Annotated in this window: 26 protein-coding genes; 4 read left to right on the top strand and 22 right to left on the bottom strand. The window is 35.6% G+C overall.

The window, feature by feature from the left end:
- Positions 1 to 66: 66 nt before the first annotated feature.
- The 12 genes from acpS to NST46_RS09295 form a co-directional block, all read right to left on the bottom strand.
- Entirely contained in the window at positions 67 to 444 is a 378-nt protein-coding gene (gene acpS, locus NST46_RS09350) for a holo-ACP synthase (RefSeq protein WP_118889216.1), read from the bottom strand.
- Positions 441 to 1,661 carry a glycosyltransferase gene (locus NST46_RS09345; protein WP_118889217.1) on the bottom strand — a complete coding sequence of 407 codons (1,221 nt, stop codon included), beginning with the start codon at positions 1,659 to 1,661 and terminating at the stop codon, positions 441 to 443. Before NST46_RS09345 ends, acpS begins: the two co-directional genes overlap by 4 nt.
- The gene (locus NST46_RS09340; protein WP_251661042.1) at positions 1,654 to 2,364 is read right to left on the bottom strand and encodes a sugar phosphate nucleotidyltransferase; all 711 of its coding nucleotides are present in this window, start codon (positions 2,362 to 2,364) and stop codon (positions 1,654 to 1,656) included. The genes NST46_RS09345 and NST46_RS09340 overlap by 8 nt, the downstream gene beginning before the upstream one ends.
- The gene (locus NST46_RS09335) at positions 2,361 to 2,717 is read right to left on the bottom strand and encodes an HAD hydrolase family protein (protein WP_118889219.1); all 357 of its coding nucleotides are present in this window, start codon (positions 2,715 to 2,717) and stop codon (positions 2,361 to 2,363) included. Before NST46_RS09335 ends, NST46_RS09340 begins: the two co-directional genes overlap by 4 nt.
- Entirely contained in the window at positions 2,714 to 3,661 is a 948-nt protein-coding gene (locus NST46_RS09330; RefSeq protein ID WP_341137094.1) for a hypothetical protein, read from the bottom strand. The genes NST46_RS09335 and NST46_RS09330 overlap by 4 nt, the downstream gene beginning before the upstream one ends.
- The gene (locus NST46_RS09325) at positions 3,661 to 5,259 is read right to left on the bottom strand and encodes a M3 family metallopeptidase (protein WP_341137093.1); all 1,599 of its coding nucleotides are present in this window, start codon (positions 5,257 to 5,259) and stop codon (positions 3,661 to 3,663) included. Before NST46_RS09325 ends, NST46_RS09330 begins: the two co-directional genes overlap by 1 nt.
- A 696-nt stretch (positions 5,260 to 5,955) precedes the next feature.
- Positions 5,956 to 7,185 carry a replication initiation protein gene (locus NST46_RS09320; protein ID WP_341137092.1) on the bottom strand — a complete coding sequence of 410 codons (1,230 nt, stop codon included), beginning with the start codon at positions 7,183 to 7,185 and terminating at the stop codon, positions 5,956 to 5,958.
- Between the two features lie 1,129 nt (positions 7,186 to 8,314).
- Positions 8,315 to 9,430, bottom strand: a complete 1,116-nt coding sequence (locus tag NST46_RS09315) for an IS4 family transposase (protein ID WP_341136906.1) — start codon at positions 9,428 to 9,430, stop codon at positions 8,315 to 8,317.
- Positions 9,431 to 9,565: 135 nt separating this feature from the next.
- Entirely contained in the window at positions 9,566 to 10,252 is a 687-nt protein-coding gene (locus tag NST46_RS09310; protein ID WP_341137091.1) for a hypothetical protein, read from the bottom strand.
- Positions 10,249 to 10,998, bottom strand: a complete 750-nt coding sequence (locus tag NST46_RS09305; RefSeq protein ID WP_118889222.1) for a hypothetical protein — start codon at positions 10,996 to 10,998, stop codon at positions 10,249 to 10,251. Before NST46_RS09305 ends, NST46_RS09310 begins: the two co-directional genes overlap by 4 nt.
- Positions 10,982 to 11,872, bottom strand: a complete 891-nt coding sequence (locus NST46_RS09300; RefSeq protein ID WP_095312140.1) for an ATP-binding cassette domain-containing protein — start codon at positions 11,870 to 11,872, stop codon at positions 10,982 to 10,984. The genes NST46_RS09305 and NST46_RS09300 overlap by 17 nt, the downstream gene beginning before the upstream one ends.
- Positions 11,869 to 12,255 (bottom strand): GntR family transcriptional regulator, encoded by a 387-nt coding sequence (locus NST46_RS09295; protein WP_341137090.1) that lies wholly within the window; start codon positions 12,253 to 12,255, stop codon positions 11,869 to 11,871. The genes NST46_RS09300 and NST46_RS09295 overlap by 4 nt, the downstream gene beginning before the upstream one ends.
- Positions 12,256 to 12,403: 148 nt before the next feature.
- Here NST46_RS09295 and NST46_RS09290 point away from each other — a divergent pair, with 148 nt between their 5' ends.
- A complete protein-coding gene (locus NST46_RS09290; protein ID WP_340002797.1) occupies positions 12,404 to 12,982 on the top strand; it encodes a GNAT family N-acetyltransferase in 579 nt (192 codons plus the stop codon).
- 51 nt (positions 12,983 to 13,033) lie between these two features.
- Here the strand turns inward: NST46_RS09290 and NST46_RS09285 are convergent, their stop codons facing one another.
- Together NST46_RS09285 and NST46_RS09280 are read right to left on the bottom strand one after the other, a co-directional pair.
- Entirely contained in the window at positions 13,034 to 14,035 is a 1,002-nt protein-coding gene (locus NST46_RS09285) for an HAAS signaling domain-containing protein (protein WP_340002796.1), read from the bottom strand.
- Positions 14,022 to 14,384: a PadR family transcriptional regulator gene (locus NST46_RS09280; protein WP_341137089.1), complete on the bottom strand. Its 363-nt coding sequence runs from the start codon at positions 14,382 to 14,384 to the stop codon at positions 14,022 to 14,024. Before NST46_RS09280 ends, NST46_RS09285 begins: the two co-directional genes overlap by 14 nt.
- Positions 14,385 to 14,522: 138 nt before the next feature.
- Between NST46_RS09280 and NST46_RS09275 the strand changes: the two genes are divergently transcribed.
- Entirely contained in the window at positions 14,523 to 14,975 is a 453-nt protein-coding gene (locus NST46_RS09275) for a YaiI/YqxD family protein (protein WP_341137088.1), read from the top strand.
- A 76-nt stretch (positions 14,976 to 15,051) separates the two neighbouring features.
- Here NST46_RS09275 and NST46_RS09270 read toward each other — a convergent pair whose 3' ends face one another.
- Together NST46_RS09270 and hflX are read right to left on the bottom strand one after the other, a co-directional pair.
- On the bottom strand, positions 15,052 to 15,957 hold the full coding sequence (locus NST46_RS09270) for a macrolide 2'-phosphotransferase (RefSeq protein WP_341137087.1): 906 nt from the start codon (positions 15,955 to 15,957) through the stop codon (positions 15,052 to 15,054).
- A 34-nt stretch (positions 15,958 to 15,991) separates the two neighbouring features.
- Positions 15,992 to 17,257, bottom strand: coding sequence for a GTPase HflX (hflX, locus tag NST46_RS09265; protein WP_095312124.1), 1,266 nt, complete (start codon positions 17,255 to 17,257; stop codon positions 15,992 to 15,994).
- 745 nt (positions 17,258 to 18,002) lie between these two features.
- Here hflX and NST46_RS09260 point away from each other — a divergent pair.
- Positions 18,003 to 18,584 (top strand): hypothetical protein, encoded by a 582-nt coding sequence (locus NST46_RS09260; protein ID WP_095312120.1) that lies wholly within the window; start codon positions 18,003 to 18,005, stop codon positions 18,582 to 18,584.
- Positions 18,585 to 18,683: 99 nt separating this feature from the next.
- On the opposite strand, the gene NST46_RS09255 is transcribed toward NST46_RS09260, so the two are convergent.
- The 5 genes from NST46_RS09255 to NST46_RS09235 all read right to left on the bottom strand — a co-directional run bounded on the left by NST46_RS09255 (position 18,684) and on the right by NST46_RS09235 (position 23,665).
- Positions 18,684 to 19,379, bottom strand: a complete 696-nt coding sequence (locus NST46_RS09255) for an isoprenyl transferase (RefSeq protein WP_341137086.1) — start codon at positions 19,377 to 19,379, stop codon at positions 18,684 to 18,686.
- A gap of 14 nt (positions 19,380 to 19,393) precedes the next feature.
- The gene (locus NST46_RS09250; RefSeq protein ID WP_341137085.1) at positions 19,394 to 20,854 is read right to left on the bottom strand and encodes a DUF4153 domain-containing protein; all 1,461 of its coding nucleotides are present in this window, start codon (positions 20,852 to 20,854) and stop codon (positions 19,394 to 19,396) included.
- 109 nt (positions 20,855 to 20,963) lie between these two features.
- Positions 20,964 to 21,596, bottom strand: coding sequence for an HAAS signaling domain-containing protein (locus NST46_RS09245; protein WP_095312115.1), 633 nt, complete (start codon positions 21,594 to 21,596; stop codon positions 20,964 to 20,966).
- Positions 21,593 to 21,925: a PadR family transcriptional regulator gene (locus NST46_RS09240; RefSeq protein WP_095312113.1), complete on the bottom strand. Its 333-nt coding sequence runs from the start codon at positions 21,923 to 21,925 to the stop codon at positions 21,593 to 21,595. Before NST46_RS09240 ends, NST46_RS09245 begins: the two co-directional genes overlap by 4 nt.
- Positions 21,926 to 22,576: 651 nt before the next feature.
- Positions 22,577 to 23,665, bottom strand: a complete 1,089-nt coding sequence (locus tag NST46_RS09235; RefSeq protein ID WP_341137084.1) for a nitric oxide synthase oxygenase — start codon at positions 23,663 to 23,665, stop codon at positions 22,577 to 22,579.
- Between the two features lie 395 nt (positions 23,666 to 24,060).
- Between NST46_RS09235 and NST46_RS09230 the strand changes: the two genes are divergently transcribed.
- The gene (locus NST46_RS09230; RefSeq protein ID WP_341137328.1) at positions 24,061 to 25,635 is read left to right on the top strand and encodes a Vga family ABC-F type ribosomal protection protein; all 1,575 of its coding nucleotides are present in this window, start codon (positions 24,061 to 24,063) and stop codon (positions 25,633 to 25,635) included.
- Between the two features lie 42 nt (positions 25,636 to 25,677).
- Here the strand turns inward: NST46_RS09230 and NST46_RS09225 are convergent, their stop codons facing one another.
- The gene (locus tag NST46_RS09225) at positions 25,678 to 25,854 is read right to left on the bottom strand and encodes a hypothetical protein (RefSeq protein WP_251661048.1); all 177 of its coding nucleotides are present in this window, start codon (positions 25,852 to 25,854) and stop codon (positions 25,678 to 25,680) included.
- Positions 25,855 to 25,923 lie beyond the last annotated feature (69 nt).

The following is a 25,923-nucleotide window of genomic DNA, read 5'->3' as shown; positions in this document are numbered from 1 at the left end:
TGGTCCCGAACAATATAATAATTTTTTCTATGCTCCGTTTTTTCCCATTAGGAGTAAAACATTGGCTTATAGTTTTCGACTAATAACAACAAGTCCAACTGCATAGTTACCAGAATGTGAAATACTTACGTCAATCTTGTATTCTAAGTCACTCAATTTGTCCCTTAGGTCACTGTATAAATTAATATGTGGTTTGCCATTTGGAAGATTATCTACCTCTATATTTTTTAATGATCTTAGATTGGTTATGCCTTTTCCAATTGCTTTTAAAAAAGCTTCCTTCACAGCCCATTTCCCTGCTAAAGTTTGATTTATATCTAATTCTTTTGCATACTCTCTCTCTCTCTTTGTGAAAACTCTTTGAATAAAATGTGGATTGCTTCTGTTTAACGTTTCCTCAAATTTTGATATATCCTGGATATCTATTCCAATTCCATAAATCATAATTTACTCTGCTCGCTTTTTAATAATGAACATACAATATCAAATACCTTTATTTCCCCCTTATAATCTCTACTTTTAATCTCTTTTTGAAAGAGTCTTATGTTATTTTGATAGGAAGGATCATTAACCATAAATTCGATCATATTTGATAATTGGTTGATTGTGGTTGTGTCAGGAATGATATAATCACCAAATTTATAATTTGCAATTTGTTTCGCATTAAAAAAACGCTCGCTGTGGGTTGGAAGGACAAGTGATGGCGTGGAAGTTACAATGGAAGATAAACAACTGCCATGACCACCATGGTGAATAAACAAACTTGCTTTTCTTAACAAATATTCATTAAAATACGGAATCAAAGATACATTCTTCGGCAATTCCCATGTAAACATTTGATGGTCTTTTTCAGTTGAAGCTATAACAAAGTGCAACTCTGGTAATTTTTTGCTCACTTGTGTTACTTGTTCTACTATTTTTAGTCCTGTTTCACCCGTAGTATCCTGAAGTCTCCCTGGGTATACTAAGACGTATCGCTCTTTATCAGGGACGGTATTCCCATAATGAATAAAGTTCATACTTATAGGTCCAACATATTCAATATCTTTAGAAAAGATAGGATCGATTTCAGGAAAGCTTGGAACAATTGTTTTTGTACCAATGGATAATTCTTCTATTCTATTTATGGGATTCATATCTAGCTTTTTTAAAATATTATTAATAATCGTAGTCACTTTGGGTAAATTACGTGGGACCTCATCATGAAACGGCATTCCATCAGGGTGAAGACAACTCTGAACAATAGATAATGTAGGAATACCTAAAAATTTAGCTGCTATCATTGTGTTTGGGCTTAAATCTGTAATTACAAGGTCTGGTTTATATCGGTTTAACATATTTATTCGATGTGCTATCCAACTATCTGTGAATTTAGGATCTAACAACCCCATTTGTGCATAGTATTGATCGAGATTATAAAATGTACTGGTAGGATTTAATAAAAATTCCTTTCTTGGCATTGTTGGATCATCATCCATCAATACTTTATAACCAGCGCTTTCAATAATCTTAATAGCACTTTCGTCATATATACTAAAACATACTTCCATACCTGATTTAGAACACTCCTCAGCTATGGGAAAAGTCCTTGATAAAGGGCCAAGGCCTCCGCTTAGTCCTATAAATATTTTATAATTAATCACATTTTCACCTTCATTCATATTTTTTTATGAACTTTTCAATTTCTGATGGATTTCCGAACGTATAACATTTTTCCACTTTTACTGACTCAAATTGGGTACCCAGATTTAGCATTTTTTCAATTACCATAGATATATAGTATTCTTGCTTTATACCCTTAAAAAGATCACTGTTTTCCTTAGCTATAGTTAAAAATTGCTCTGTGTTTGGAAAGTAGTATAGACCTGTTGTTGCATACTTTGAAATAACCTTTTTTTCCTTTATAGTCAAAATATTATTGTTATTATCTACGTCGACATAGCTAAAAGAATCATCTTTAGATTCAAATACAAAAACCATACCTTTGATCGAGTTATAAAGCTTAGTACGGATATTCGAACATTGTTGATACGTATCTCCATTAAATATTAAGAGTGGTTCATCTTTTTTAAAAAAGGCTTCCGCTTTTAAGACTGTTTCAGTTTGACCATGTGTATACTCGTGTAACGATACTATAATTGCATCGGGGCAAATATCGTAAATTTTCTTCTTTAACTCAGTGCTATTGAGATGATGATCAAGACAAATAAATGTAACTCGATATTCATCTAATAAATCCTTAATTCCTTCAAGCGCCCAATAAAACATTGGCTTACCTAAAACATCAATTAATACTTTTGGTTCAGTATACCCTGCCTGTTTAAAGCGAGTCCCTTTACCCGCTAAAGGGATGACTATATTCATATATAATTACCTTTCATCAAGTTTGTTTCAACGTCATTCCAAGAAGTGAATTTCATTGCTAAATCATCAATGTATATATCGCCATATGGTTTTCCAAATAATATTTCATCATACTTAATATCGTAATGGTTTAACCAATCAATTGTTATTTTGCCAATATTGGCATTTACCTTTCCTAAGTTTCCCTTAAAGGTTTTCATATTACGAGCAGTATAAATAATAATCTCATGGCCTTCCTTTTTTAACTGATTAATTATTTGTATCGCTCCATCTTTTGGTAATACATCCTCATATCGTTGATTTGGTTTTTTCAATTCACAAATTGTTCCATCCAAGTCTATTACAATCCTCATATACTTCTCCTTTCAGCATCTGATTTGTCGAGCAATGATACTCCAAGTGCATACATCGTAAGTTGCTTTTTGTAATTTCCCTTATGTAAAGGAATCATAGATAAGAATAATAATGCCTCTATTACATTAATACTTTGGTGATTATGATAATAACTTGTCCATATTTCATTTATTTTTTGGTGATAAGGTGACTGGTTAATCTGAAAATCAAGCCCTATCCCTCTAATTATTAACTGAAACTTATCCGATATAATGTGATCATATCCTGATAAACTATGTTTAATTTTAGCTATATCGTAATTTTGATCCCCGTGTATACCAGCCCTTCCAAAACTCCCTCTTGGATCTATCAATTTTACTTCCTTTGTTGAAGTATTAAAGAAAATATTTGAGAAACATAAATCTCCATGTATGATACTTGGCTGGGCCTGATTTATAATAAAGGATAATAATTCACTATTTTCTTCAAGATAACGCATCGGGCATTGCATCAATTTTCCGTTGACATTTAGATAACCCCTTTTGTATATACCATAAGCTGTGCTATTCTGTTCAATGAAACGCTTTAATCGGGAAATTGATTTAGTAATGTACATGGAGGATAAATCCTCATACTTAACAGTCGCTTGGTATTGAGAAAATACTTCTAAAATATGATCTATTTTAGGAAGAATAGTACTTTTCCAATCCTGAATTGGTAGTTCTTCATTCAAAAACAATTCAGATACAGTTGGCCAATGTATATACTCCATCTCTATAAAGGCATTTTCCAACCTGTCAGAATAGTTGACAATCTTAGGGAGATATCTTTGTAGTGATTTGGGCAGTTTTAAATACCAGTAAATTTCATTGATTAGTTTAGTAGAATCTATACTTGTTTTTTTTATAGTGTTTTGCTTTGAATTATACCGAACATCATTAAAGTATCTTGAGTTTAATTTCATTACATCTCATTCTCCAGTAACTGTTTAATATCATAGATTAAGTAACCCGGATTTAACTGATCCTGGAAGGAGGACTTTAATATATTTCTCCAACTTTTTGAGTGGCCAAACCAAAAGATGTTTTCCTTCAAGTATTGTATTCCTTCTTTTGAATGAGATGATCTATACTTTCTTGCCATGTTATTGCCAATTTGGGAAGCAATGATCTCACCTAGTAAATAGTTATGATAATAGGCGGGTAAAGTTGTAAGATGTGGCTTAACAGCCCATACTGGTATATCCCATTTAATTGGCTTTTCTATTCTTTGTACATCACCAACAATATCCCACCATAAACGATTAAGATCTTGATTCGGATTACGATATAACTCCTGTTCAAATATTGTCATTGTCATTGTCCAATAAACTTTAACAAGAAGATGACTGACAAAATCTTGTTGACCAATAAATTTATCTGATTGTGTTCCTTCATTTGAAATAACATTCCGATACCAACTCTTTTTAAAAACTAACCTTTCAAAATATATAGCGCTTGCTTCACTCATGAAAATCTCAGAGGATTTTTTTAAGATGAATGGTAAATCCATGTTAACGTTATACTCATAAACAGCATGGCCAAGTTCATGCAAAAGAAGTGAAAGTGATTTTTGGTTTTGGTGATAATGAGCGGATATTCGAACATCTTTATCTCGATCAATATTCAGACAAAAATTAGCAGCGCTTTTATCTTCATTGGCTGAAATATCGCTATTCTTTAAAATGTCTTTTATATCTAACCCAATTTCTTGAAACCAATTAGTTAATTTACTCGTTACAGTTTTTACTGTTATAGCTGGGTCTTCTAGATAGCTAAGATTTACTTCCTGAAAAAATGGATGTGGATAGTGCCAAGGATACAATTGTTTTATATTAAATTTGTCCTGTAATTGTTTATCTATATTCTTTTTAATGTAACTATATTCTCCATCTAGATTGGTTCTAATCCCAGTAATAATGGAGTTTAGTTCTATTTTGTCTAAACCTTGGCTGCTTAATTTTAAATCATAAAAGTTTTCAAACCCTTTTTCTTTTGCGATCTTATTTCTGATATTTACTAATTCTATTAGACTACTTTTCAACTCATCTCCAACCTTCATATATTGGTACCATAACTCTTCTCTCTGACTATTATTTTGTTCCGTTTCTAGAATTCTTAAAACTTGTTGTTCTGTTAATTTTTTCCCCTTAAATTCAGTTTTATTCGTTGCAATTACATAGTGAGCTTCGTTCCAGAGTTTGGTGTACCGATGTTGAAGAGATGGATTTAACGATAACTCAAGCATTTCATTGTATAGACATGATATTTGCCTTTTAGATAATAGGTCCATGTTACGGTCTTTTTGTAATAATCGAATTAAATGAATCAGATTAGGTGAAGATATTTCATCATTATAAGACTTTTCATCTTGTTCTAACTGTTCAACCCATCTTTGATCATTCGTGGTAAGCATTAGCCATAAAGAGTATATATATTGTTGATATTTGTTCTGAAGCCTTTCGTTAATGAGCGATAAAACTAATTTCGTATTTGAGAGGTCCATCCAATCTTCCCCTTTCATTTAAAAGTCCTTTAGTGCCCTTACTTACTATTTCGCTCCATTTTAATATTTTTATATTCAATTACTACAAAGGGATATAATTTCTAATTTATGTATATCTATTTGTAGTATAGGAATAAAACAAGAAAGAGACTCTGCTTTTCTTTCCCAATAAAAATGCCCAATAAAGATTGGACATTTTTATTGGGCAGGGGGGTAGTAGTTAAAAATGAAATAGTAATAATTTTACAAAGATGATTTTTTACTCGGCCTTTATTTAAATTCAGTTTCGTTTTTAAATGCAGATTCTCCATACAGATTAACAAAAGCTATGACAAGAGGCTCAAAGCGTTTACTATAAATGTAAAACAGTTTCTACCATTGGGTTATAAGGACATTTTCCTATTCTTCTCAACTCATTAGCCGGAGTATATAGTGGTTAGGAAATTTGGTAATAAGTTCATTGCGAGGGGATATATAAACAAATGGTTTAATCGTTTTCTGTAATAGCATTGGAGAATAAACACTATGATCACCCCTGTACTTTTCTTATAGGGATCCTCCTTATTATTCGCTTTAATTGGTTAATACAGAGGAGGTATGACTGTAACTTAAATTTGTTAAATTGCATAGGTATCTTTGCTTCATGATATAAAAAGCTATCCGAAGGAAACCACCAATTATTCCTTATTCCCTTGGGGGTTTTCTGCTGGCGGGTTAATAAACCATCATTTCCCTTTTTTTATTTATCACTTTATATATTTCATCTTTTTTATCATTCCATAATTGTTTTGCTTCTTCTTCCGACATCACTTTAGTAAATAAGGGAATGGCCTTCCTTTCAATCATCCAATCTGGTAATAAATCCATTTTTACTGCTTTTGAATTAGGTGTAAACTCTGCTATTAGTTCTCGTATTACCCGTTGCGATAGGTTAATCTCTATTACATCCTCGATTTCTTCCTCTTCTTTTTTCAACTGACTGAAGATAAAACCAATTGGATTTTGAATTTTTTTGTTGTACCGAATGGACTCCATGACATTTATTACTTTTTTCTTCCCAAATTTCAACCATTCTTTGATAACCGTTCTTTTTACACTAAATCCTATTTCAATTGCTAAATTATGTACTTCTAAGATATTATCCTCTTCTAAAACATTAAACAGGTCTAGTTCCTCGACGGGATTAGTTTGTATTACTTTCATTTTTTGTTTTTTGTAATCCTCTGTATTACCAGATACTACTTTTGGTAGGATACCAATATAAGCCTCTTTCGATTCAATGAAAAATTTAATTTTTTTAACTGCTCGACCATGTTTAATTTCTTTAATATCAATCGATATATCAGACTTCATATTAATCTGTTTTTGAGCAGGAACTAATACTCTCTGCTTAAAATTACCATAAGCCGGATATACATCTGATGCACCAACTCTATGTTGTAATTCATTTAAATCAAATGTTCTTTCTTTTAACCTTTCGTATTGTTTTAATAGTTCATATATCCTTATCGAATACCGTCCTTTCATTTTACTAACATTTTTAAATTGATAGGATGTAAATTCCCTTTTCAATTGTAATAAGTAAGGTCTAAAAAAACGATGTAGTGTAAGTTGAATAGTCCCCTTTTTATAATTATAATCAGCTTGTGATAGCCATTGCACCTGGGACAGTGTGTCCTCAAATCGGACTTCATATGTTTTTGATAATAGATTTCTAGTAATTTCCTCCAATTCTTTATATCTCGTATTACTATTTCCACCGATCATCTTTATAAAGTCTTTAATAGAGAACATATACGGTTGAAATTCTTTATCTGTTGGTTGTACCAAACTAATTAAAGTCAAGATAATTTTTTGTTCGACTTCCGTTAAATTATATGAAGCCTCAACTAATTTATTGGATTTAGTTATGATATTTGTTTCACTAATTCCCCTTGAAGCCATATATATTCTCCTTTTATTAAATATAGATAAATAACAAAACCATTAAGCTATCATCCATTAAAAAGTTATGAGACAGATAACCAAAATAAATTGTTTTAATTTTATAAAATTAGATTAGATTACTTTTACTTTTCGTTATAGTTAATTCACTCATAAGTAGTTATAGTTTGCTCGGCTTTTCTTCTCTTTTACTCAGTTTTTGTTATAGTTAACGCTTCCACTTAGCTTTTGTTATACTTCACTTAGAAATTGTTATAGTTAACCCTTTTACTCAGTTTTTGTTATAGTTCGCTCAGAAATTGTTATAGATAGATACTTAGTTTTTGTTATCCTTTACATAGTTTTTGTTATCCTTTACATAGTTTTCGTTATCCTTTACTTAGAAATTGTTATAGTTAAACTCAAAAAAATGAGTCATATCAAGGTATTTAAGCAACCGAAAACATATAAATAACTTAAAATATTAAAAATAATGTTTAAGAAAACAATCAAAACAGAGTGTGTTGTTGATTGTTTTCACTATAAATATATTATTTACTTTTAAGGTAAAGTAAATTGCCCAAATGATTTATCTTAACTACTAGTTACTAGTTCCTCAACAATTAGCTCAATATAGTGTAGTGCGTTGTATATCCAATTAATCCAAAGTAACAAAAGAAGCCTCCGTTCCTATAATGAGCAGAGTGGGTATTAATATAAAGTATTTGTAAATACATTCTCTATCATGTTCATCAACGTAAACCTAATTTCATTACTTTCGTTTCTATCACTTTTGATTGAACAAAAGATAAAAATTCATTTGAGTATAGAGTTGCAATCAAAAATGCAGAGGCATCTTTCATTTTTGATTTAAGGATAAACGGTTACTTTGCATTGCTTCCAAAGTTATCTATATCATCCAAGACTTATAGTTATCCAGCAAGATAAAAACGCGATACTAAAATACGTATCACGTTTCTATCTTCATTCACTTACATATTCAATCACTAGCGTTGCATAAATAGTAACTGAATTTTCAGTTTTAATATTTTTCCCAAGAAAGCCAAAAAAGTAAATACCCAACTTAAGGTGGCTCCATCCATTTGGAATATATTTACAATTAAACGATAGCGACAGCGACATTCTATTATTAAGATGCACCTTTTCCTTCTATTTTACGAAGCCAAAGATAACCTGGCTTCCATAAGGCTGCTCTTAAATAACGACTGATTTGTAATAAACTTCGCTTGCTGTTCGTCTTGAGTTGAATGAGTACATTCAAACAAAATACGATAAGTGCAATAAACACCTGATTGTAAACGGCTGATTCGCTATGGCCATAGAACTTTTTAATGTTCACATGCTGTTTCATCCATTTGAAAAACAATTCAATCGCCCAGCGTGATTTGTACATTTCTGAAACCTCTTCGGGGCTTAAATCAAAGCGATTGGTAATAAGTTGAAGGATATTTCCTTTTGTATCTTCTACTTTGAGTAACCGAAAATAGTTTTCTGCACGGTTTTGCGATGTCCCGATCAAAACCATTTGATCTGATAAAACAGTTGAGTCTTCAGGAAGTTTAAAGTTGTAAACTACTCGTACAAACGCATTTTTTCGAAGTCTTGTCAGGAAAAAGTAGCCATCATCTGTCATGCGGTCTAAACGTTCATAATCCAGGTATCCACGGTCAAACACGTACATGCACTCTTTATCGTCTACCAAGACCTCAAGCTGACTACGATCATGTTCTTTCGCGTTGGTCAACACAGTTTGCTCTGGATAGGATGTCCCTTTTTCCATAAACACAAGCTTGAGATGTACTTTTACACCAGCTTTTGTTTTCCGAAATTCAGCCCAACGATGATTGGTTAAATTCAAGGGTAAGGTGGTCGAGTCAATTATTTTTAAAGGCATGTGCAGCTGTGAATAGTGTGTTTTTGCATGAATTTGAGATACTAAATCAAGGAATAATCCCTGGAATATATCCGGATTCAACCCGCTTAGTCGACGAGATAACTGGGAGACGCTAATCGAGTCAAGACCGACTTTCTTTTGAAGGTCGTTATTGAAAAGGCGAGCATTTAATTCATGTAGGCTCTCCACTTCTTCCAGCTGTGCGTAAAGTAATAACTTTAAGAATGATTCTGTCATTAACTTTTTCGTATAGTAATCTAATTTCATGGTTTTCACATTATCTTCAAATTTTTTGAGATTTATGGATGAAAACCATTGTCCAAATGATGTTTTTGGTGTAATCTTGTCCATGAGTTGGTCCTTTATTTTTGGATTTGGACGGGTTACCACCTGACTATATCCATTATAAAGGACTTTTTCTTTGCACAACAGTAAATTAGTGAACATTTTGGGTATTCATAATATTTACTTTTAATTAATGCAACGCTAGTGATATTCAATATAAATATCATAGTTACTACTAGTCTTAATCCCATTAGGAATACGTAAATAAAGCAGTTGGGTTCCCCATTCTATTTCATAGCCACTCCACATATCATCATTTACCTCCCTAAATTGCTGCATCGGAAATTCCTTTGCAAAGGAGGAAAATCTTAATTCCCTTGATTCCGCCAATTCAATGACCAACTGATCTGAGTACAGCTGAAGATCAATCGGGTTCATGTATTCTCGTACATTTTCACCATTAACATAAATGGGTGTTTGATAAAAAGAGGCTTCGATTGAATTTCCATCGTATCTTTCAACAGCAACATTTATCGTATTCATATCGTCACCTAAATAATCAAAATAAAGCGTATCTCCCTCATATGGAAATTCCCATTCTTTTTCTAGATACTTTTGGTAGGATTCTATAGGTGCTCCATCATAGAGCACATTGTATAGATCATCACGATTCATATCGAAATCCTTAGATTGGACACCCTCTTCCTCTGAAACCGCTGAAAAATAATAAACTCCAACAGAAATAATTAACAGCAGGGAGTACCCGAAAAGCATCCAATAGCCCCTTTTAGCAGTAAACAATTTACTTAACTTCCCAGCCGCTACGGCAATTACCAAGATAATGAAAACAAAAATAATTAATGGAAGAAGCATTGAAATGATACTCATCGTCTCGCCTCCAATCGATGCGAAACTAGGATTGCACCAATAAAACAGAGTATTGACGTTACGAGAATTTTTAAGATAAAAAATAACGCATTCGTTTCTTGATAATAAAATTCACTTAGCCTAATAATTACATCTGACTCGGTTTGTGCAATGGTAATGATCATCCCTATTACTAAAACTGGTACAATTACCGGAAGCATCCGGTGCAGCTGTGTAATCATTCCTAATAGATAACCAAATGAGCCTAAAAGTATTAAATAGAATATCATAGCAACGATTCCGATAAGCACATCACTTAACTGATACGTAAATCCAGTTCCTATAATTGGATTCGTATCAATGAAAAAATAAACAATAACACGCAGTAAAAAACTTGCTAAAATAGTAGTGATTCCACCCAGAACACTTGCCAACAATAAAAACAAAGCATTAGACAGATTATTACTTAATTGATTGGACACAAACGTAAATCCATTCTCCCGTTCAGCTTTAGTTGTTATCATAATCGCATGAATGACAATCCAGAGCATTGTTAATATAAGTACGCTTGTATTGGTATAGAGTGTCGTATTAATAGATAAGTTATTATTATACGAACCACTTGATCCATTGCCTCCAAGTGAAAAAAGAATCGCAATGATTTGCAGGACAACCAATGAGCTAAACACACTAGCATATGCCTTCAGTTTATATTGAAATTGCTTTTTCACAATCACTCCTAAACTCATTTTATTTAAAGACATCATCAATACCGCCCTTCTGTTTACGAGTTAAGTAGACACATAGATCACTAGCAGCTATAGAGGATACCTCTATCCCAAGCTGTTTCGCCTGCTCTAACGGAATGTAATCCCGCTTTGCAACACAATACGTTGTATCCTTTCCTATCTGCCTGCTATAAATGACTTCCTTATTTGCAGTCCACTGTTCAATAATCTCAGTTCTTCCCGTTAGGCCAACAGCGTATTCCTTCAGTTCATCCATGGAAAGATGGAAATATTTTTTCCCTTGTTCAATCAATAAAACATCCTCTAGTAAATCCTCAATTTCCTCTAAATGATGACTGGAAATAATAATTGTTCTCGGATGAGCTAAATAGTCTTTTAACAGCGCACGATAGAAATCCTTTCTAACGGAGGCATCCATTCCAGTTGTTGGCTCATCAAACATGGTCAACGCGCATCTCGATGCCAAGCCAATAATCATATTAAAGGTACTTTTCTTTCCTTTTGACAAATGAATGTGTATTTGATTTGGTTGAAAAGAAAAATAGTCAAATAGGCGCTCCGCAAGTTTAGCATCCCATTTCGGATAAAACCTATTAGCTTCCTTTAAAATATCTGCTAAGGTTAATCTTCCTGAGAAACTCATTTGATCATCCACATAAATCACATTCGCAGATACGAAGAGACTTTGAAAAGGCTGTTCATTAAATACGCGGACTTCTCCTGCTGTTTCATACCAATACCCTGCAAGAATTTTTAAAAGCGTTGTCTTCCCTGCCCCGTTACGTCCAATCAATCCAGTTATCGTATTCTCTTTAATTGTAATTGATAGGTCATTTAAAGCGTTTAGCTGTCCCTGTTTTTTGGTTAAATCTTTACACTCCACTACATTCACCGCGAATCCCCCTTGCGCTCTTTCATAATTTGCCCAAGCATTTCCACTAATTCATTTTCCGTAACATGTAATCGCTCTGCTTCCAAAGCAACCTCCTGAAGCAATCCTTTTAATGTCTGGTTTTTTCGTTTATTCATAATGATTGTGCGTGCATCAGCTGTCACAAACTTCCCCAAACCTCGCTTCGTATACAGAATTCCTTCATCAGCCAGAAGGTTTAATCCTTTGGCTGCTGTTGCTGGATTAATGGTAAATAACTCCGCAAGCTTATATTGCGAATAAACTTTATCATCTTTTGTAAGGTTGCCATTCAGTATTTCCGTTTCAATCCATTCAGAAATTTGAATATAGATTGGCTTGGAGCCATTCGCATTAAGAATCAATCCTGCAACCCCCTCTCTAAACTAGTGCATTACTTGTGTAACTTAGTATATTACTTAAATTAGATAATTGCAATATAGTCAGTAACATTTTTCAGTATTATGGTAAAATTAGAGTTATTAAATCTAAATAAAAATAGGAGTAATTTTCATGAATATTGCTATGAATTCCTTCCCAATACTTGAAACAACCCGATTAAGATTACGAGAAATTAAAGAAACAGATGCAGCGAGCATGTTGGAATACCTTTCTGATAAAGAAGTAATGAAACACTACGGGCTTGAACCTTTTCAAACAATAGAAGAAGCTTTTGATGAAATCTCATGGTATCAATCGACCTTAATAGAAAAAACAGGGATCAGATGGGGGATTACATTAAAAGAAGAAGAAGATGTGGTTATTGGCAGCTGCGGCTTTCTTAATATTGCTTCACAGCATTATCGAAGTGAAATTGGTTACGAATTACATAGAAATTATTGGGGAAAGGGTATTGCAAGTGAAGCGCTTGGGGCTGTCATAGCATATGGATTTGAACAATTGAAACTCCAGCGGATCCAAGCCTTAATAGAACCACCTAATATAGCTTCAATAAAGCTAGCAGAGAAACAGGGATTTGTGAGAGAAGGATTACTGAGAAATTATGAATATACCTGTGGTAAATTTGATGATATGTATATGTATTCCTTGTTGGGACAAGACTTTGCTACGTCTATAAAAGGGAAATTGTAAAAGACACAGAATGGCTATAAACCATTCTGTGTCTTAAAATATACATTTTCTTTATTTTTTCCGGGCTCGAATAAATCCATCTATCGCATCCCAGATTAATCCAATGACAAGCAATACGAAAATCCAAAATGTAGATTGGTCCCAGATTTTCTGTCCGACTTCATATTCCTCACTGCCAGCTGTGACAACACCAGCCTGAGCTAACTCATTCATAAAATCAGGGTTCCAGAAGGTTGGTCCATTAACCATAAGCAAAATGACTGCCATAGAGATTGCATTCAATATCAACGTATACCCAGCTAGCTTATATGTCCATTTTCCAGAGACAAGCTTCAGACACTCTTTGATAATGCCAAAGCCAAATATAAGCAGGATAAACAATAAATACATACCATATGTTCTTTCATTTAGAAATGGAACAACTCCTGAAAAGCCATCATGAAATACCCATACACCGAAATAATCACTTGAAAATGCTAAAATGACGATAAATATAGCATAAAATATAATCCCAGCAATTGATTCTCCACGTTTAATTTGTCGTTTTTCATCTGGTATAGGCGGCAAGTCAGATGGTTTCCATTCCATATCAATTTGGATATCCTTCGCTTGATAGGCACCGAGATACTCCGGAAGTGCAAATCCAAATGTCGTCCAGGCAAAAGCCATCGGAATTCCAGTTACGCTCGATACAATTAAATCAACAAAATGATCGAGTATCGAAACAGGATCGAGTATGGTTTGCACAACAAATATCACGCCTAATATGGAGGCAACTGTTACAAGTACAACTTTCAAGACAATCAAATACGAATCAAAAAGCTCTGGTCCAATTAGATACTTTTTTGCGCCACGGTATTTATCTGCCAATTTTCTTGGGGTTCCTAATTCCAGTAGAACCTCTTCAACATCTTTATCGCTAATGTCTCTACTTCCAACACGTTCCTCCAGCATATCTTCAATTAAACTACGCAGTTCTTTCGCAATATCTTCCCTTTGATCCTGTCGTAACTTTTGCGTAACCGCATAGATATACCGATCAACCATCTCCATTTTCATCATCTCCTTTATTTTCAATTACATGATTAAGGCTTTCAACAATGCCTTTCCATTCAACGACAAGCAAATCATACACATTTTTCCCAGTTTCACTTAACAGATAATACTTACGTGGTCTAGCTTCATTCGTATCCCATTTACTATCAAGCAACCCTTGTTTTTCCAGCCTTCTTAGCAATGGATATAATGTCCCTGGTTCAACTTGAATTCCCTTCTCTGCGAGCATTGTGACGAGAGAGTATCCATATTGAGGATTTGAAAGCTGACTTAATACCCCAATCGCAATCGTTCCCCGGCGCAATTCCTGCATTAATTTATCTAAGTGTTCTTTTTCATCGCTCATGTTATCAACTCCTAAATTCATTATAGTGTATGTCGCACACTATTGTAAAGTGCATATTAATATAAATAGTAAATTATATTTTAGTTGACAAATACAGGATATCCGCTTATTATCACAATCAATTAAGGAGCGAAAAAAATGAAAATATATGTTGATGCAGATGCATGCCCAGTAAAGGATGTCATTATGAAAGAGGCTGGTATTGTTAAAATTCCAGTTATTTTAGTCACAAGCCTGTCGCATTTTTCCCGTACTGAAAACCCCGCTGGTGTTGAAACCATTTATGTTGATTCCGGTGCAGATGCAGCTGACTACCGCATTATGAAGCTTGCAGAAAAAGACGATTTCATCGTCACACAGGATTACGGTTTAGCATCACTTGGCCTTGCAAAAGGATGTAATGTGTTGCACCATAAAGGATTTATCTATACGAATGACAATATTGATCAGCTCCTGCAAACAAGATACTTGAGTGCCATGGCTAGAAAAAGTGGGCAACGCACAAAAGGGCCGAAAGCTTTTACCCATGAGGATAGAGAAAAGTTTAGGGAGATTTTCAAACAGAAGCTGGCGGAATTTCATGACAGATAATTACATTAGCTTCTGTCTGAATGCGAAAAAGTCCCCGCCAGTATAAACTAGCGGGGGACATATTTCCTTGTTTCCTTTATTCATTGCCTACACCGAGCGACTGCTTCGCCATTTCCATCATATCGTCTAGACCTGATTTCTCTGCAAACTCAGCAATTCCAACTGGATATGCTGCTTGAAGCTCGACCACATGGTCAAACAAATTTGGCCAAACATTTCCTCCAGCGCGTTCATATGCATCAATTAATTGTTTAAGCGAATCCTCACCAAACGCCATTAAGTGGGATACAAAATCGGTTGCTGGATCATCCACTTTTGCCTCGGTCCAGTCAATAAACCCAGTTACACGAGCGTTTTCATCAATTAAAATATGCCCAGGGTGCAAATCACCATGGATGAAGGTAGTTTGCTGCGGCCAGATCGAGTCATTCGAAAGCCATTTTTGCCAACGGTCCCAAAGCGGTTGACTTACTCCAAATGTTGCCTTTACTTTTCCCATCCTCTGACGCATTACATCTCTAATTTCTTCCGCCGTTTGTACCGTTAAACCTGCTTCTTTAACCTTTTCGTGATTTATTTGATGCAATTCAGCCATAGCCTTCCCTAATGTTTCTACGTAAGCCTCGGGCAGATTTTTTTCATCAATCTCCCATACATATGCTTTCTTTTCTGGATCAATCGTTCCTGCTGGTATTCCAATTAAAAGTTTATAAGCAATTAATTCATCGGAAAAAATCTCCCATTTCGGCGCTTGAAAGGCAATTTCAGGTACGACTAAATCAAGTATTCTCTTTTCTTGTTTGGCAGATGGGATGACATCACTACGTCTCGGAAAGCGCAATACCCAATGGTCCCCCTTTTCATCTGTTGCGAATACCACTTGAAAGTCAAGGCCCGATTCATTGTACTTCAAAGATCCTGGTGTGATATAGAGTCCATGCTCTCTTGCTTTATCAACTACTTGTGTGTTTGATAATGTCATGTGATTCACCACTTTCTCATGTTTTAATTCCTACTTATCTATCCGCATCGATTAGATACTGCTTAAATCTTTCTGCATCTGAAGGCTTACATTCTACTCTTAACCTAGTTCCCTTTTCTTCAAACGCTTCCTCAAGAATATTTGCTTGGTCATTTAGATAGGATACAATCTGTCCTTCAGAATAAGGTATTAACAACTCACAAATCACATTGTCTTTAAAAATATTCACTTTAATCAAATCGAGTAATTCACGAATACCGGTACGCTTTTTGGCAGACAAATAAATGCGATTGTTCTCAACTACTGGATAATTCATTTCCGTTTGATCTGCTTTATTATAGGCATAGATCATCGGTATATCTGTAACTCCAATCGCAGCTAAAATTTCATGTGTTAGCCTGCAATGCTCTTCATAATTCGGATTCGATACATCCAATACATGAATCAGAAGGTCTGCTTCGATGACTTCTTCCAATGTAGAGCGAAATGCTTTTACAAGATGATGTGGAAGTTTATTAATAAATCCTACCGTATCCGTTAGCAGGAAGGTTTGATTTGTTTCCAGCTCAACCTTTCGCACCGAGGTTTCTAACGTTGCAAAAAGCATATCCTTTTCAAATACTTGTTTATCTATTCCCGTCTGATGAATATCTAATACAGCATTCATTGTTGTTGATTTTCCTGCATTTGTATAGCCAACAAGCGAGACGACAGGTACATCATTTTTTTCACGCTGTTTCCGCTGTGTTTTCCGTTGATTGACGAGGTTTTCCAGCTCGCGATTTAATTTAGCAATCTGTTCTTCAATTTTACGACGGTCCGTCTCAAGCTTTGTTTCACCAGACCCTCGGTTAATCAAACCAGATCCACCGCCTTGACGACCAAGTGATTCACGGCTGCCAATTAATCGCGGCAGCATATATTTGAGGCGAGCTACTTCTACTTGAAGCTTTGATTCCCTCGTTTTAGCTCGGTTCGCAAAAATTTCCAAAATCAGCATCGTGCGGTCAACAACCTGACATTCCGTTGCTTCCTCAATATTTCGGATTTGCGAAGGGGATAATTCATCATCAAAGATAAGCATATCGGCATCTTCTGCTTCAGCCATTTCTTTCAATTCATCCATTTTACCTGTACCAAGATAGTAGCCTTGGTTGATTCGATTCAAATTCTGCCTCAGTTCCCCGACTGTATCAATATGACAAGCTTCCGCCAAATTCCCCAATTCTTCCATGGAATAAGCAAACTCTTCTTCCTGCTTAGAAATATTAACACCAACTAATATCGCTTTTTTATTCATTTAATTTCCTCCAATTTTAATAAAGCACAGACTTCTGCCTGCGCTTTGTAAAGGGATATTTAATTGCCTTCATCGCGAAAGCAGCTACACTTTCAGACAGCAAAAAAGAAGGTAGACTACTCCCCTTCTTTTCTGCATAAAAAACCGTATATAATATGTGGTCAAAAGGAGGATAAAAAGGACCAAGAAGTTCGAGGCGGCATAGCTCCCCGTACCGGGCTTCCACAGGAAGTGGTGACTTCGACATTCGACACAGGACGTGTCGGTAGTTAGTCGAAATCATTTGCTCTCGAAGCGTCATTTTTACCAGACCTTTTGAACAACCTCATATAAAAGTTTTCCTTATGAAAAGACAGACCAATCCCATTTACTCTGCGCACAGGCAGAGCTGAACATATTCAATTAATTGTTCAATCCTTGGATTCGAAGTCTGATAGTTGCCACAAGGAAAACCTCCGTTTCTGTTTATAGTATCTCCAACTCTAACATACATATGTCAATTGAACAAGGATTATTCCTTATAAATACATACTTTTGTCCCGTTTTCGTAAGTGTGCTGTCAGCAAAACTTAGACTACGCCTCCAGACCTAGGGTGAAATATTACTCAAGCTGCTTATGGGATTATGTATTCTGCATTACTATTAAGAAAGATTAACAATAAAAAGTGAAACTTATGTATATCTTATTTCGTCTATAAGGTGGCAGCAGTTGAATGTTTCATGATGAATTTAGGGGCGATTAATAATGAACGAAAAGAATTTATATATACTTTTAACCGATACAGGAACTGTTTTTACTAGATTAATAAAATCATATACCAAAAAACCATATAACCACGCATCCATTTCCTTTGATCCCCAGTTAGTAAATGCATATAGTTTCGGCAGGAAAAAACCTCGAAACCCTCTCATTGGCGGATTTGTTCAGGAAAATATGCGATCAGGTCTATTCAAGCATGCAAGTGCAGCTATTTATAGCTGTACAGTTAATGAAGATCAGCTTCAAAAAATTAATGCATATCTACAAAAGATAGAAGCTGAAAAAGAGCAATATCGCTATAATTTCTTAGGTTTATTTGGGGTTATTTTAAACAAGCCTATTAACAGAGAAAAGGCATTTTTTTGTTCGCAATTTGTTGCATCTGTTTTAAAGGAATGTGATATTCTGGATTTCTCGAAGCCAGTATCTTTAATAACTCCTCACGATATTCAGGAAGTAGGCAATTTTCAGCTCGTATACAAAGGAAAGCTTGCAGATTTTTATGCAGATGGAAATCATATAGATATCATGGAACCTTCGTTTAATATGGTCCCACTAAAAATATAATTTAAGCTTCCCTTCACTTTACAAAGTTGATTGGCGGCCTTACAATCTAACACAAAAAAACACCCAAAACAGCTTATCTCACACTGTTTTGGGTGTTTTTCATACGAAAGAATACCTTTTCTGCAACATACCAATCGCATCTTCTAATAACTGCTTATTTACATCTGGGAATAACATGTCACTAAAGTATAGCTCTGATGCCGAGCATTGCCATAACAGGAAATTACTCATCCGCTTCTCTCCGCCTGTACGTATGACTAATTCTGGATCTGGCAGTTCCTTCGTATATAAAAACCGCCGGAACAGCGATTCGTCTAACTTTTCTAATTCCACATGATTATGCTGAACCTCATAAATTACTTTATGAACAGCTTGGAGGATATCATCTCTCCCTCCATAATTGAAAGCGAAGTTCACAATCAAGCCAGCATTATTTTTTGTTGCTTCAACAGAATCATCCAGCGCTCTTCTTGTAGCTTTCGGAAGAGCTTCTATGTTACCTGATACTAGTATTTTAATATCTCTCTTCATAAACTCTGGCAGCTTTTGTTTGAGAAATTTCACTGGTAAGCGCATGAGGTAATTAACTTCGTCTTTTGGCCGTCTCCAGTTCTCTGATGAAAATGCATACAGCGTCAGTATCTGGATGCCTAACTCAATACTGGCATCGATCATTCGCTCCATTGCCTGAGCCCCTGCATAATGGCCTTGACTCCTTGTCAGACCTCTCTTCTTCCCCCACCTTCCGTTTCCATCCATGATAATAGCAACATGCTTCGGTATTACGTTTTGCACTGTGCTAGACCTCCCTATACTTCCAAATCCAAACGTTGGATTTTTTCAATTACTTCTTGCTTCTTAAAATTAAATGTTTGCCAGGAATCCGGCTGTTTCATTTCTAGTTTTCGTTGCTCTATTCTCAGCAAACGTTGCAGTTCTGGATAATCAGGCTCTATTTTATACAGTTCGATTAGTCCCTCTATTCCGGTATATGATAAGGTGCTCAGATAATAAATATCAATTTTTTCCGTTTGTTCATAGCGCTCTAAATTATTTGTAACAATAAGTTGTTCGATATGGATAACATTTAACACGACATAAAATAATAAACTCGTGATGAGATAGAAATGTAATATCGCTAACCGCTCGACCCATACCCGAATAAAGGTATATGCAAAAATTACCATAAGAAAGATCATAAATGCATGCGCTAAAATTCGGTCCACAGTAAACCCATAAGCAGCTTCATACATACTTAAACGTCCAAATGCAGAAACCAGCATTACACCACTCACTATAATAAGCAAGGTATTGAGTATCTTTAATGTGAGCTTCATAGCTTTATTCGGAGTATTTACGCGCTTCAAAACGAAAATCAGCAATGTCCAATTAATTAGCGTTACGAGCAGCAATTCAAAGAATCCTTTTCTCGCATACTCTGCATAAGTAAGTTCGGCCTGTAATCCTCCACCGAAAAAATACGCAAACTGTATAGCTACAAATATGGCGTAGACCAGATTTAGCATCGCTAAGATTGTTACAACAATAACACTATCCCAATATATATGCTTTTTTTCTGGATTCATAACATTATTCGTTTCTATTTCAGTTCTTCTAGGCAGTACCTGAAAAATACCGAAGAATAAAAGAGAAAGAACAATAACAACGATCAGACGGAGCAGCTCTTCCGTAAAATTAAATCGTATAATAAACGACGGCAATTTTAGAATCATATCCTGAAATACTTTATCCGCTGACATTAACAACCCAATCATAACTAACAATAATGGAATACCTGTTATCAAACCAATTACAATACGTTTTATTGTTTTACCTGCTCCTTCGTCCATTGGTTTAACTGTTCCTATACAAAATCTCGTGCTATATTGAATTGCTTCTTTTAATTTCATTATTAATAGGATTAAAAACGCAGGTTTACTCCAGACAATCTTGTTCTGACTCGTGATCATAATCAGATGAAAGAAAACGAGAGCAGGTATCACAACTAAATTCAAAGGATAAAATAAGGTACTATTGTAAAAAAGATAACTCCCTGCCAGCAGCCAAACAGCAGCCATAAGCAGTAAACCAATTCTGCGACGCTGAAACGGTATGCTAATCCTTAAGAAAAACACTGCATAAAACACCGCGATGAAAACGAGGTATGACAAGCCAATTTCTTCATGGAAAAAACTAAGTTCTGCAAGTATTCCAAGTCCTACACATACAAGCAAAAATGGCCAATCTCTTTTCGTCACTTGAACATCCATCTATATCCCTCCAATACATTGTAAGTCTATATACATAGAATTACTATGTATATAGACAAAAAAATAATAACGAATCAGGACTGAATGCATTACTCGGCTTCAGCCCATTTCATATTGAAGCTTTCTTTCCCCACCGATACCCCAGCCAGCTTATTGGGTACAATACGGCCGTACAAAGAATGCAAACAATAATAAACGGCGTACTCAATAACGGTTGAAACCACTGAAGTGGAATAAGCTTAAATACAATTAAATACATTAAGATCAAATTAGGTATGATAGAAAACAAAAATGTCTTCTTCAACAATTTATGACCACGGGACCCAAACTCTCTGCCAATTTCATAGCCGAGCAACGCCCAAAAGAAACCATAAATAAGTATAATAATAGATGCAGCATTTGTTAGGCCTGCCCATAAGCTTTCCAGCCAGTACCAATCAAATGCGTTATAGCCAATTGTAAGCAGCACCCCAAAAGTGAAAATGGCAATATTGCAAAACACAAATAATTGCTGCGTTTTCTTAGGCGTTACGGCTGATTCCTGCTTCCATAGTGCTGCAATCTCCTTTGGCGAACCGAGTCTATGTACCAATTCATCATATACTTTTGCTTCATCGGTCGCTTGCTCCTGGAGCAGGTCAAATACGTGCAGGCGATATTCTGCTATAATCTCTTCCTTATCAGGATGACGCCCAATCTCTTGCTCTAATTCATTTAAAAAATGTTGTTCCCCTTCGGTCATGACTCGTTTCTCCCAATCAGGTTGTTCATCACTTGAACATATCGATGCCATTCCGACGTTCTTTCTGCAAGGATTTCTTTCCCTTGCTCTGTAATACGATAATATTTACGAGCTGGTCCCTTTTCTTGGTTTTGCCAATAACATTCAATGTACGCTTGTTTTTCCATCTTATGAAGTGCTGGGTAGAGCGTACCTTCCTTCATTTGCAAATGGTTTTCACTACGTCGATCCATTTCCTTTACGAGCTCGTAGCCATACATATCACGTTCATTTAAAAGCTGTAACACCAGCAAGGAGGTACTGCCTTTTACAAGTTCGCGATTAAACATTTTCTCACCTACCTAGAATTATTAGGTATCTTTACTATATAAAAATTTATCCTCTTTGTAAAGAGCTTCATTCAGCTTTTTCACAAAAAATAACTTCATAACTTTGTGTTACGCCTGGTATGTTATGAAACACAACAGGTCTTCCCCAGCGTAAACTACAAAAATAATTTTTAAAAAGGAGGTTTAGTTCATATTCATACGGGAATACAAATAGTACAAGGCGAACTGCATTGGAAGGATTGTTGCAGACAACTTGCGAAAATGTAACCACTTCATTTTCCAACTTGTTTACAAATGAATTCCAATGAGGAAATGCACAGCCTTGGCGGAAAATTTACTTTACTGGCGAATGCTAGACTCGTCAGGAGCTTTAAGATTTAAGTTCCATTTCACGGTTAGTTTTTCAAAACAGTAAGTGGTTTTTTGTGAAAGTGCAACTGGTAATCTGACTGAATTCTGGAGAAGCAGATTGAAAGGCTCTTTCAACGATCTCTAAAGCAACAAATACAGTCAGTAAGACCATCCTGTAATGACGAGTTGTAAAATATCGTCAGAAAGAACAGTTTGGAGAAGATGAATTTAATTTTCCGCGTGCACCCCTTTTAGGGGAAAAGAAAGGCATGTTCCGTTTGGAACTGCCTTTCTTTTTGATTATACATAATAATTCTTTTGATAGAAATAATTTGGCTTTTGCACATGGTTATCATAAGGCTTGTGAAAAATATGAGTCACCGCTGGAGACAATGGTGGAATCAACCATGTCCAATTCCCAGTAACCTTACGCCCTGTTTTCTGTTCCCGATTTTCAAAAACCTTAAATTGCTTTGCAGCTGTATGATGATCGACAATGGATACCCCATATTTTTTAAAGGAATCTAATACAGCGGCATTTAGCTCTACAAGTGCACGATCCTTCCATAAAGTGCTTTCATGTTTTGTTTCTAATCCCATCTGTTTCGCTACTAAAGGAAGCAAATTATATCGCCCTTCATCAGCTAAGTTTCTCGCTCCTATTTCCGTACCCATATACCAGCCATTAAACGGAGCTGTTACATAGTCAATCCCCCCGATTTCGAGGCGCATATCCGAAATAATTGGTACTGTATACCACTTCACCGCTAAATCCCCAAACAGTGAAAAGTCAGGATGCTCAATTGGTATCTCCATTACGTACTCCTTTGGTATTTCCATAAACTCCGGGTCATGACCACCGATTTGAACAACGAGTGGAAGCAAATCAAATGAAGTTCCTTCACCAACCCAGCCAAGCTTCAAGCATTCCTTCGTAAAAGCTACAGAAGCTGGATCTCCTACTATCCCATTTTCCGTTTCATATCCAGCATAGCGAAGTAATTGGTGGTTCCAAATCTTCACCTGTCTATCCCCATGGATTTCGGCCTGGAATATCGTTATCATCGGTTTGATTTTCCCATGATTGGTTGCATTCCTTATATGGTGAAGCAAATAAGTAAATACTTCCTCACTACGTGCAGCATGTCTTGCATCTATTACCTCCAGCCTTTCCCAAAACAGTCTACCAATACAACGATTCGAGTTACGCCAAGCAAGCTTGGCACCATAAGACAGCTCTTCATATGTATGCTCATAGTACCCTTTTTCATCCAGCTCTTCGTGAATTTGACTCAGTCTCTCAGCAATTTCTTTTGATGTTTTGCCAAGCTCTCTATATAAATTTTCAATGAATGTATCTGCCTCTTGCTTTCGGATTACTCTTTCCATTATAGGCTCCTCCTGTCCTCAATATGTTTATTTTATCAAATATAACAGTTGTTTTTTGTGACGGAGTTTCTACAAATAGCCAAAAACAAGGGGTTGCATCAGAGCATTCCATTCGTTTATAATAATATCAACTACAAGACGGAAGGGTGAACAAAGGGGACATGAAGTACTAATCCTATTTTTTCGAAAACATTCAGGTGAACAGTATGTCAACATTAGCGGATTTTTCTGCTGTTTTTGTCATACAATCATGGAATTTTTCAGAATAGGATTGTAGATTTTTGTGTTCCAGCCAAAGGGAGTAGTCTCTCTTTTTTCTGTACACCTCTGCCTCCTATTCTGAAAAGAATTGGAGGCTTTTTTTGGTCTCTCAAATAAGAACGGAGATGATAGATATGGTTATTATGGAAATAAGCGGACTCAAGTATGAAGTCAAGGATCGTTTACTTTTTGCTGCGGATCATTTAGCTATCCAGAATAAAGATCGAATTGGACTTGTTGGAAGAAATGGCAGTGGTAAGACAAGTCTGCTCGAAATACTTGCAGGAAAGCGGCAGCCAGAAGAAGGTACGATTAACCTCCGAGCAACCTGTGAATTGCTCCCCCAATTAAAAAACACGGATACAACAAAAAGTGGTGGTGAAGTTACACAGGAATATATTAACCAGTCTTTAGCAACACAAGCTGGCCTTTTATTTGCGGATGAACCCACAACCAACTTGGATACGGAGCATATCGAAAGCTTAGAAAAGCAATTACAAAGATGGCAAGGAGCTATTGTTATTGTGTCCCATGATCGAAGCTTTTTAGACGCTCTATGTACGAAGATTTGGGAAATCGACGAAAAAAAAATCAATGTGTATAAAGGGAACTATTCGGATTATATTGCTCAAAAGGAACTTGCAATCAGACAACAAGAAAGCGCATATGAACAATACCAACGAAAGAAAAGACAATTGGAACATGCACGCGAGTTGAAGGACCAAAAAGCACAACGCGCAACGAAAAAACCGAATCAAGTCAGCGCTTCTGAAGCAAAAATTACTGGAGCGAAGCCATACTTCGCTAAAAAACAAAAGAAGCTTCAAAAAACAGCAAAATCAATAGAAACGCGATTAGAAAAGCTTCAAAAAGTAGAAAAGGTAAAAGAAATACCTGCCATTAAAATGAATTTACCGAATCAGGAAGCTTTTACAGGACAGATTATTATCCGAGCAGAGGAGCTAACTGGAAAAGTAGCCAATCGCATCCTTTGGAACCCAGCAGGTTTCTATATTCGTGGTGGACAAAAAGTAGCGGTTATTGGCAAAAACGGTGCTGGTAAAACAACGCTGTTAAAGAAAATAATGAACGAAGCGGATGGCATCACGGTATCACCCGCTGCCAAAATTGGTTATTTCAGCCAGAATCTTGACGTCCTTGATACAACAGACTCCATACTGGAAAACGTTCGCTCAACAGCTGTCCAAGATGAAACCTTTATTCGCACTGTGCTTGCAAGGTTACATTTTTATCGGGAAGATGTATATAAAAAGGTAGGAGTATTAAGCGGTGGAGAACGTGTTAAAGTAGCTTTTGCAAAACTATTTGTCAGCAATATAAATACACTCGTCTTAGATGAACCAACGAATTACCTTGATATTGAAGCAGTCGAAGCATTAGAAGATCTTCTAACTGATTACGAAGGTACAATACTTCTTGTGTCTCATGATCGACGTTTTGTCGAGAATATCACTGATCACATTTTAGCAATCGAAAAACAAAAAATTACGTTTTTTGATGGAAGCTTTGAGGCGTATAAAAATTACGTTCCAAAGCAGGCCGCTGATTCAATAGAGCAAGAATTACTTGTAATTGAAACAAAATTAACGGAAGTACTGAGCAAGCTCAGTCTAGAACCGTCAGAAGCATTGGAACTAGAATTTCAAGCACTTTTAAAAAGGAAACGAGAGCTGGAAAAAGCAGAATAAATTGATAAGAGCATGCTTGTCCCGCAAACCTGCATGCTCTTATCAGCTCAATCTACTTTCTACCCATTTCCCTACAATTACGATGCCTGCTGATACACCTAAAGCTGTAGAAAAAGCAGTTGTAAGGTGTAAAGATGATTTGAAGATTACATTAACGATGATATTTAATAGAAACAATGCCGAGAACCAAACTAAGAACCTCCGAATCATTTGTTTCAAATGAAGTTCACCTTCTTTTTCATATTTTCAATCCATTGTTTTAGATTTTACCGCATTATGTAATATCTC

The organism is Oceanobacillus sp. FSL W7-1309 (genome assembly GCF_038002145.1).
Classification (GTDB): Bacteria; Bacillota; Bacilli; order Bacillales; family Amphibacillaceae; genus Oceanobacillus; species Oceanobacillus profundus.
Note: the sequence above shows the minus strand (reverse complement) of the source record. Positions and strands in the feature narration are given on the sequence as shown.

Bases quoted from the DNA above. Each gene is read 5' to 3' on its own strand.
- acpS (WP_118889216.1), bottom strand. From the start codon at position 444: ATGATTTATGGAATTGGAATAGATATCCAGGATATATCAAAATTTGAG.
- NST46_RS09345 (WP_118889217.1), bottom strand. From the start codon at position 1,661: ATGAATGAAGGTGAAAATGTGATTAATTATAAAATATTTATAGGACTA.
- NST46_RS09340 (WP_251661042.1), bottom strand. From the start codon at position 2,364: ATGAATATAGTCATCCCTTTAGCGGGTAAAGGGACTCGCTTTAAACAG.
- NST46_RS09335 (WP_118889219.1), bottom strand. From the start codon at position 2,717: ATGAGGATTGTAATAGACTTGGATGGAACAATTTGTGAATTGAAAAAA.
- NST46_RS09330 (WP_341137094.1), bottom strand. From the start codon at position 3,661: ATGAAATTAAACTCAAGATACTTTAATGATGTTCGGTATAATTCAAAG.
- NST46_RS09325 (WP_341137093.1), bottom strand. From the start codon at position 5,259: ATGAAAGGGGAAGATTGGATGGACCTCTCAAATACGAAATTAGTTTTA.
- NST46_RS09320 (WP_341137092.1), bottom strand. From the start codon at position 7,185: ATGGCTTCAAGGGGAATTAGTGAAACAAATATCATAACTAAATCCAAT.
- NST46_RS09315 (WP_341136906.1), bottom strand. From the start codon at position 9,430: ATGGACAAGATTACACCAAAAACATCATTTGGACAATGGTTTTCATCC.
- NST46_RS09310 (WP_341137091.1), bottom strand. From the start codon at position 10,252: ATGAGTATCATTTCAATGCTTCTTCCATTAATTATTTTTGTTTTCATT.
- NST46_RS09305 (WP_118889222.1), bottom strand. From the start codon at position 10,998: ATGATGTCTTTAAATAAAATGAGTTTAGGAGTGATTGTGAAAAAGCAA.
- NST46_RS09290 (WP_340002797.1), top strand. From the start codon at position 12,404: ATGAATATTGCTATGAATTCCTTCCCAATACTTGAAACAACCCGATTA.
- NST46_RS09285 (WP_340002796.1), bottom strand. From the start codon at position 14,035: ATGGAGATGGTTGATCGGTATATCTATGCGGTTACGCAAAAGTTACGA.
- NST46_RS09280 (WP_341137089.1), bottom strand. From the start codon at position 14,384: ATGAGCGATGAAAAAGAACACTTAGATAAATTAATGCAGGAATTGCGC.
- NST46_RS09275 (WP_341137088.1), top strand. From the start codon at position 14,523: ATGAAAATATATGTTGATGCAGATGCATGCCCAGTAAAGGATGTCATT.
- NST46_RS09270 (WP_341137087.1), bottom strand. From the start codon at position 15,957: ATGACATTATCAAACACACAAGTAGTTGATAAAGCAAGAGAGCATGGA.
- hflX (WP_095312124.1), bottom strand. From the start codon at position 17,257: ATGAATAAAAAAGCGATATTAGTTGGTGTTAATATTTCTAAGCAGGAA.
- NST46_RS09260 (WP_095312120.1), top strand. From the start codon at position 18,003: ATGAACGAAAAGAATTTATATATACTTTTAACCGATACAGGAACTGTT.
- NST46_RS09250 (WP_341137085.1), bottom strand. From the start codon at position 20,854: ATGGATGTTCAAGTGACGAAAAGAGATTGGCCATTTTTGCTTGTATGT.
- NST46_RS09245 (WP_095312115.1), bottom strand. From the start codon at position 21,596: ATGACCGAAGGGGAACAACATTTTTTAAATGAATTAGAGCAAGAGATT.
- NST46_RS09240 (WP_095312113.1), bottom strand. From the start codon at position 21,925: ATGTTTAATCGCGAACTTGTAAAAGGCAGTACCTCCTTGCTGGTGTTA.
- NST46_RS09235 (WP_341137084.1), bottom strand. From the start codon at position 23,665: ATGGAAAGAGTAATCCGAAAGCAAGAGGCAGATACATTCATTGAAAAT.
- NST46_RS09230 (WP_341137328.1), top strand. From the start codon at position 24,061: ATGGTTATTATGGAAATAAGCGGACTCAAGTATGAAGTCAAGGATCGT.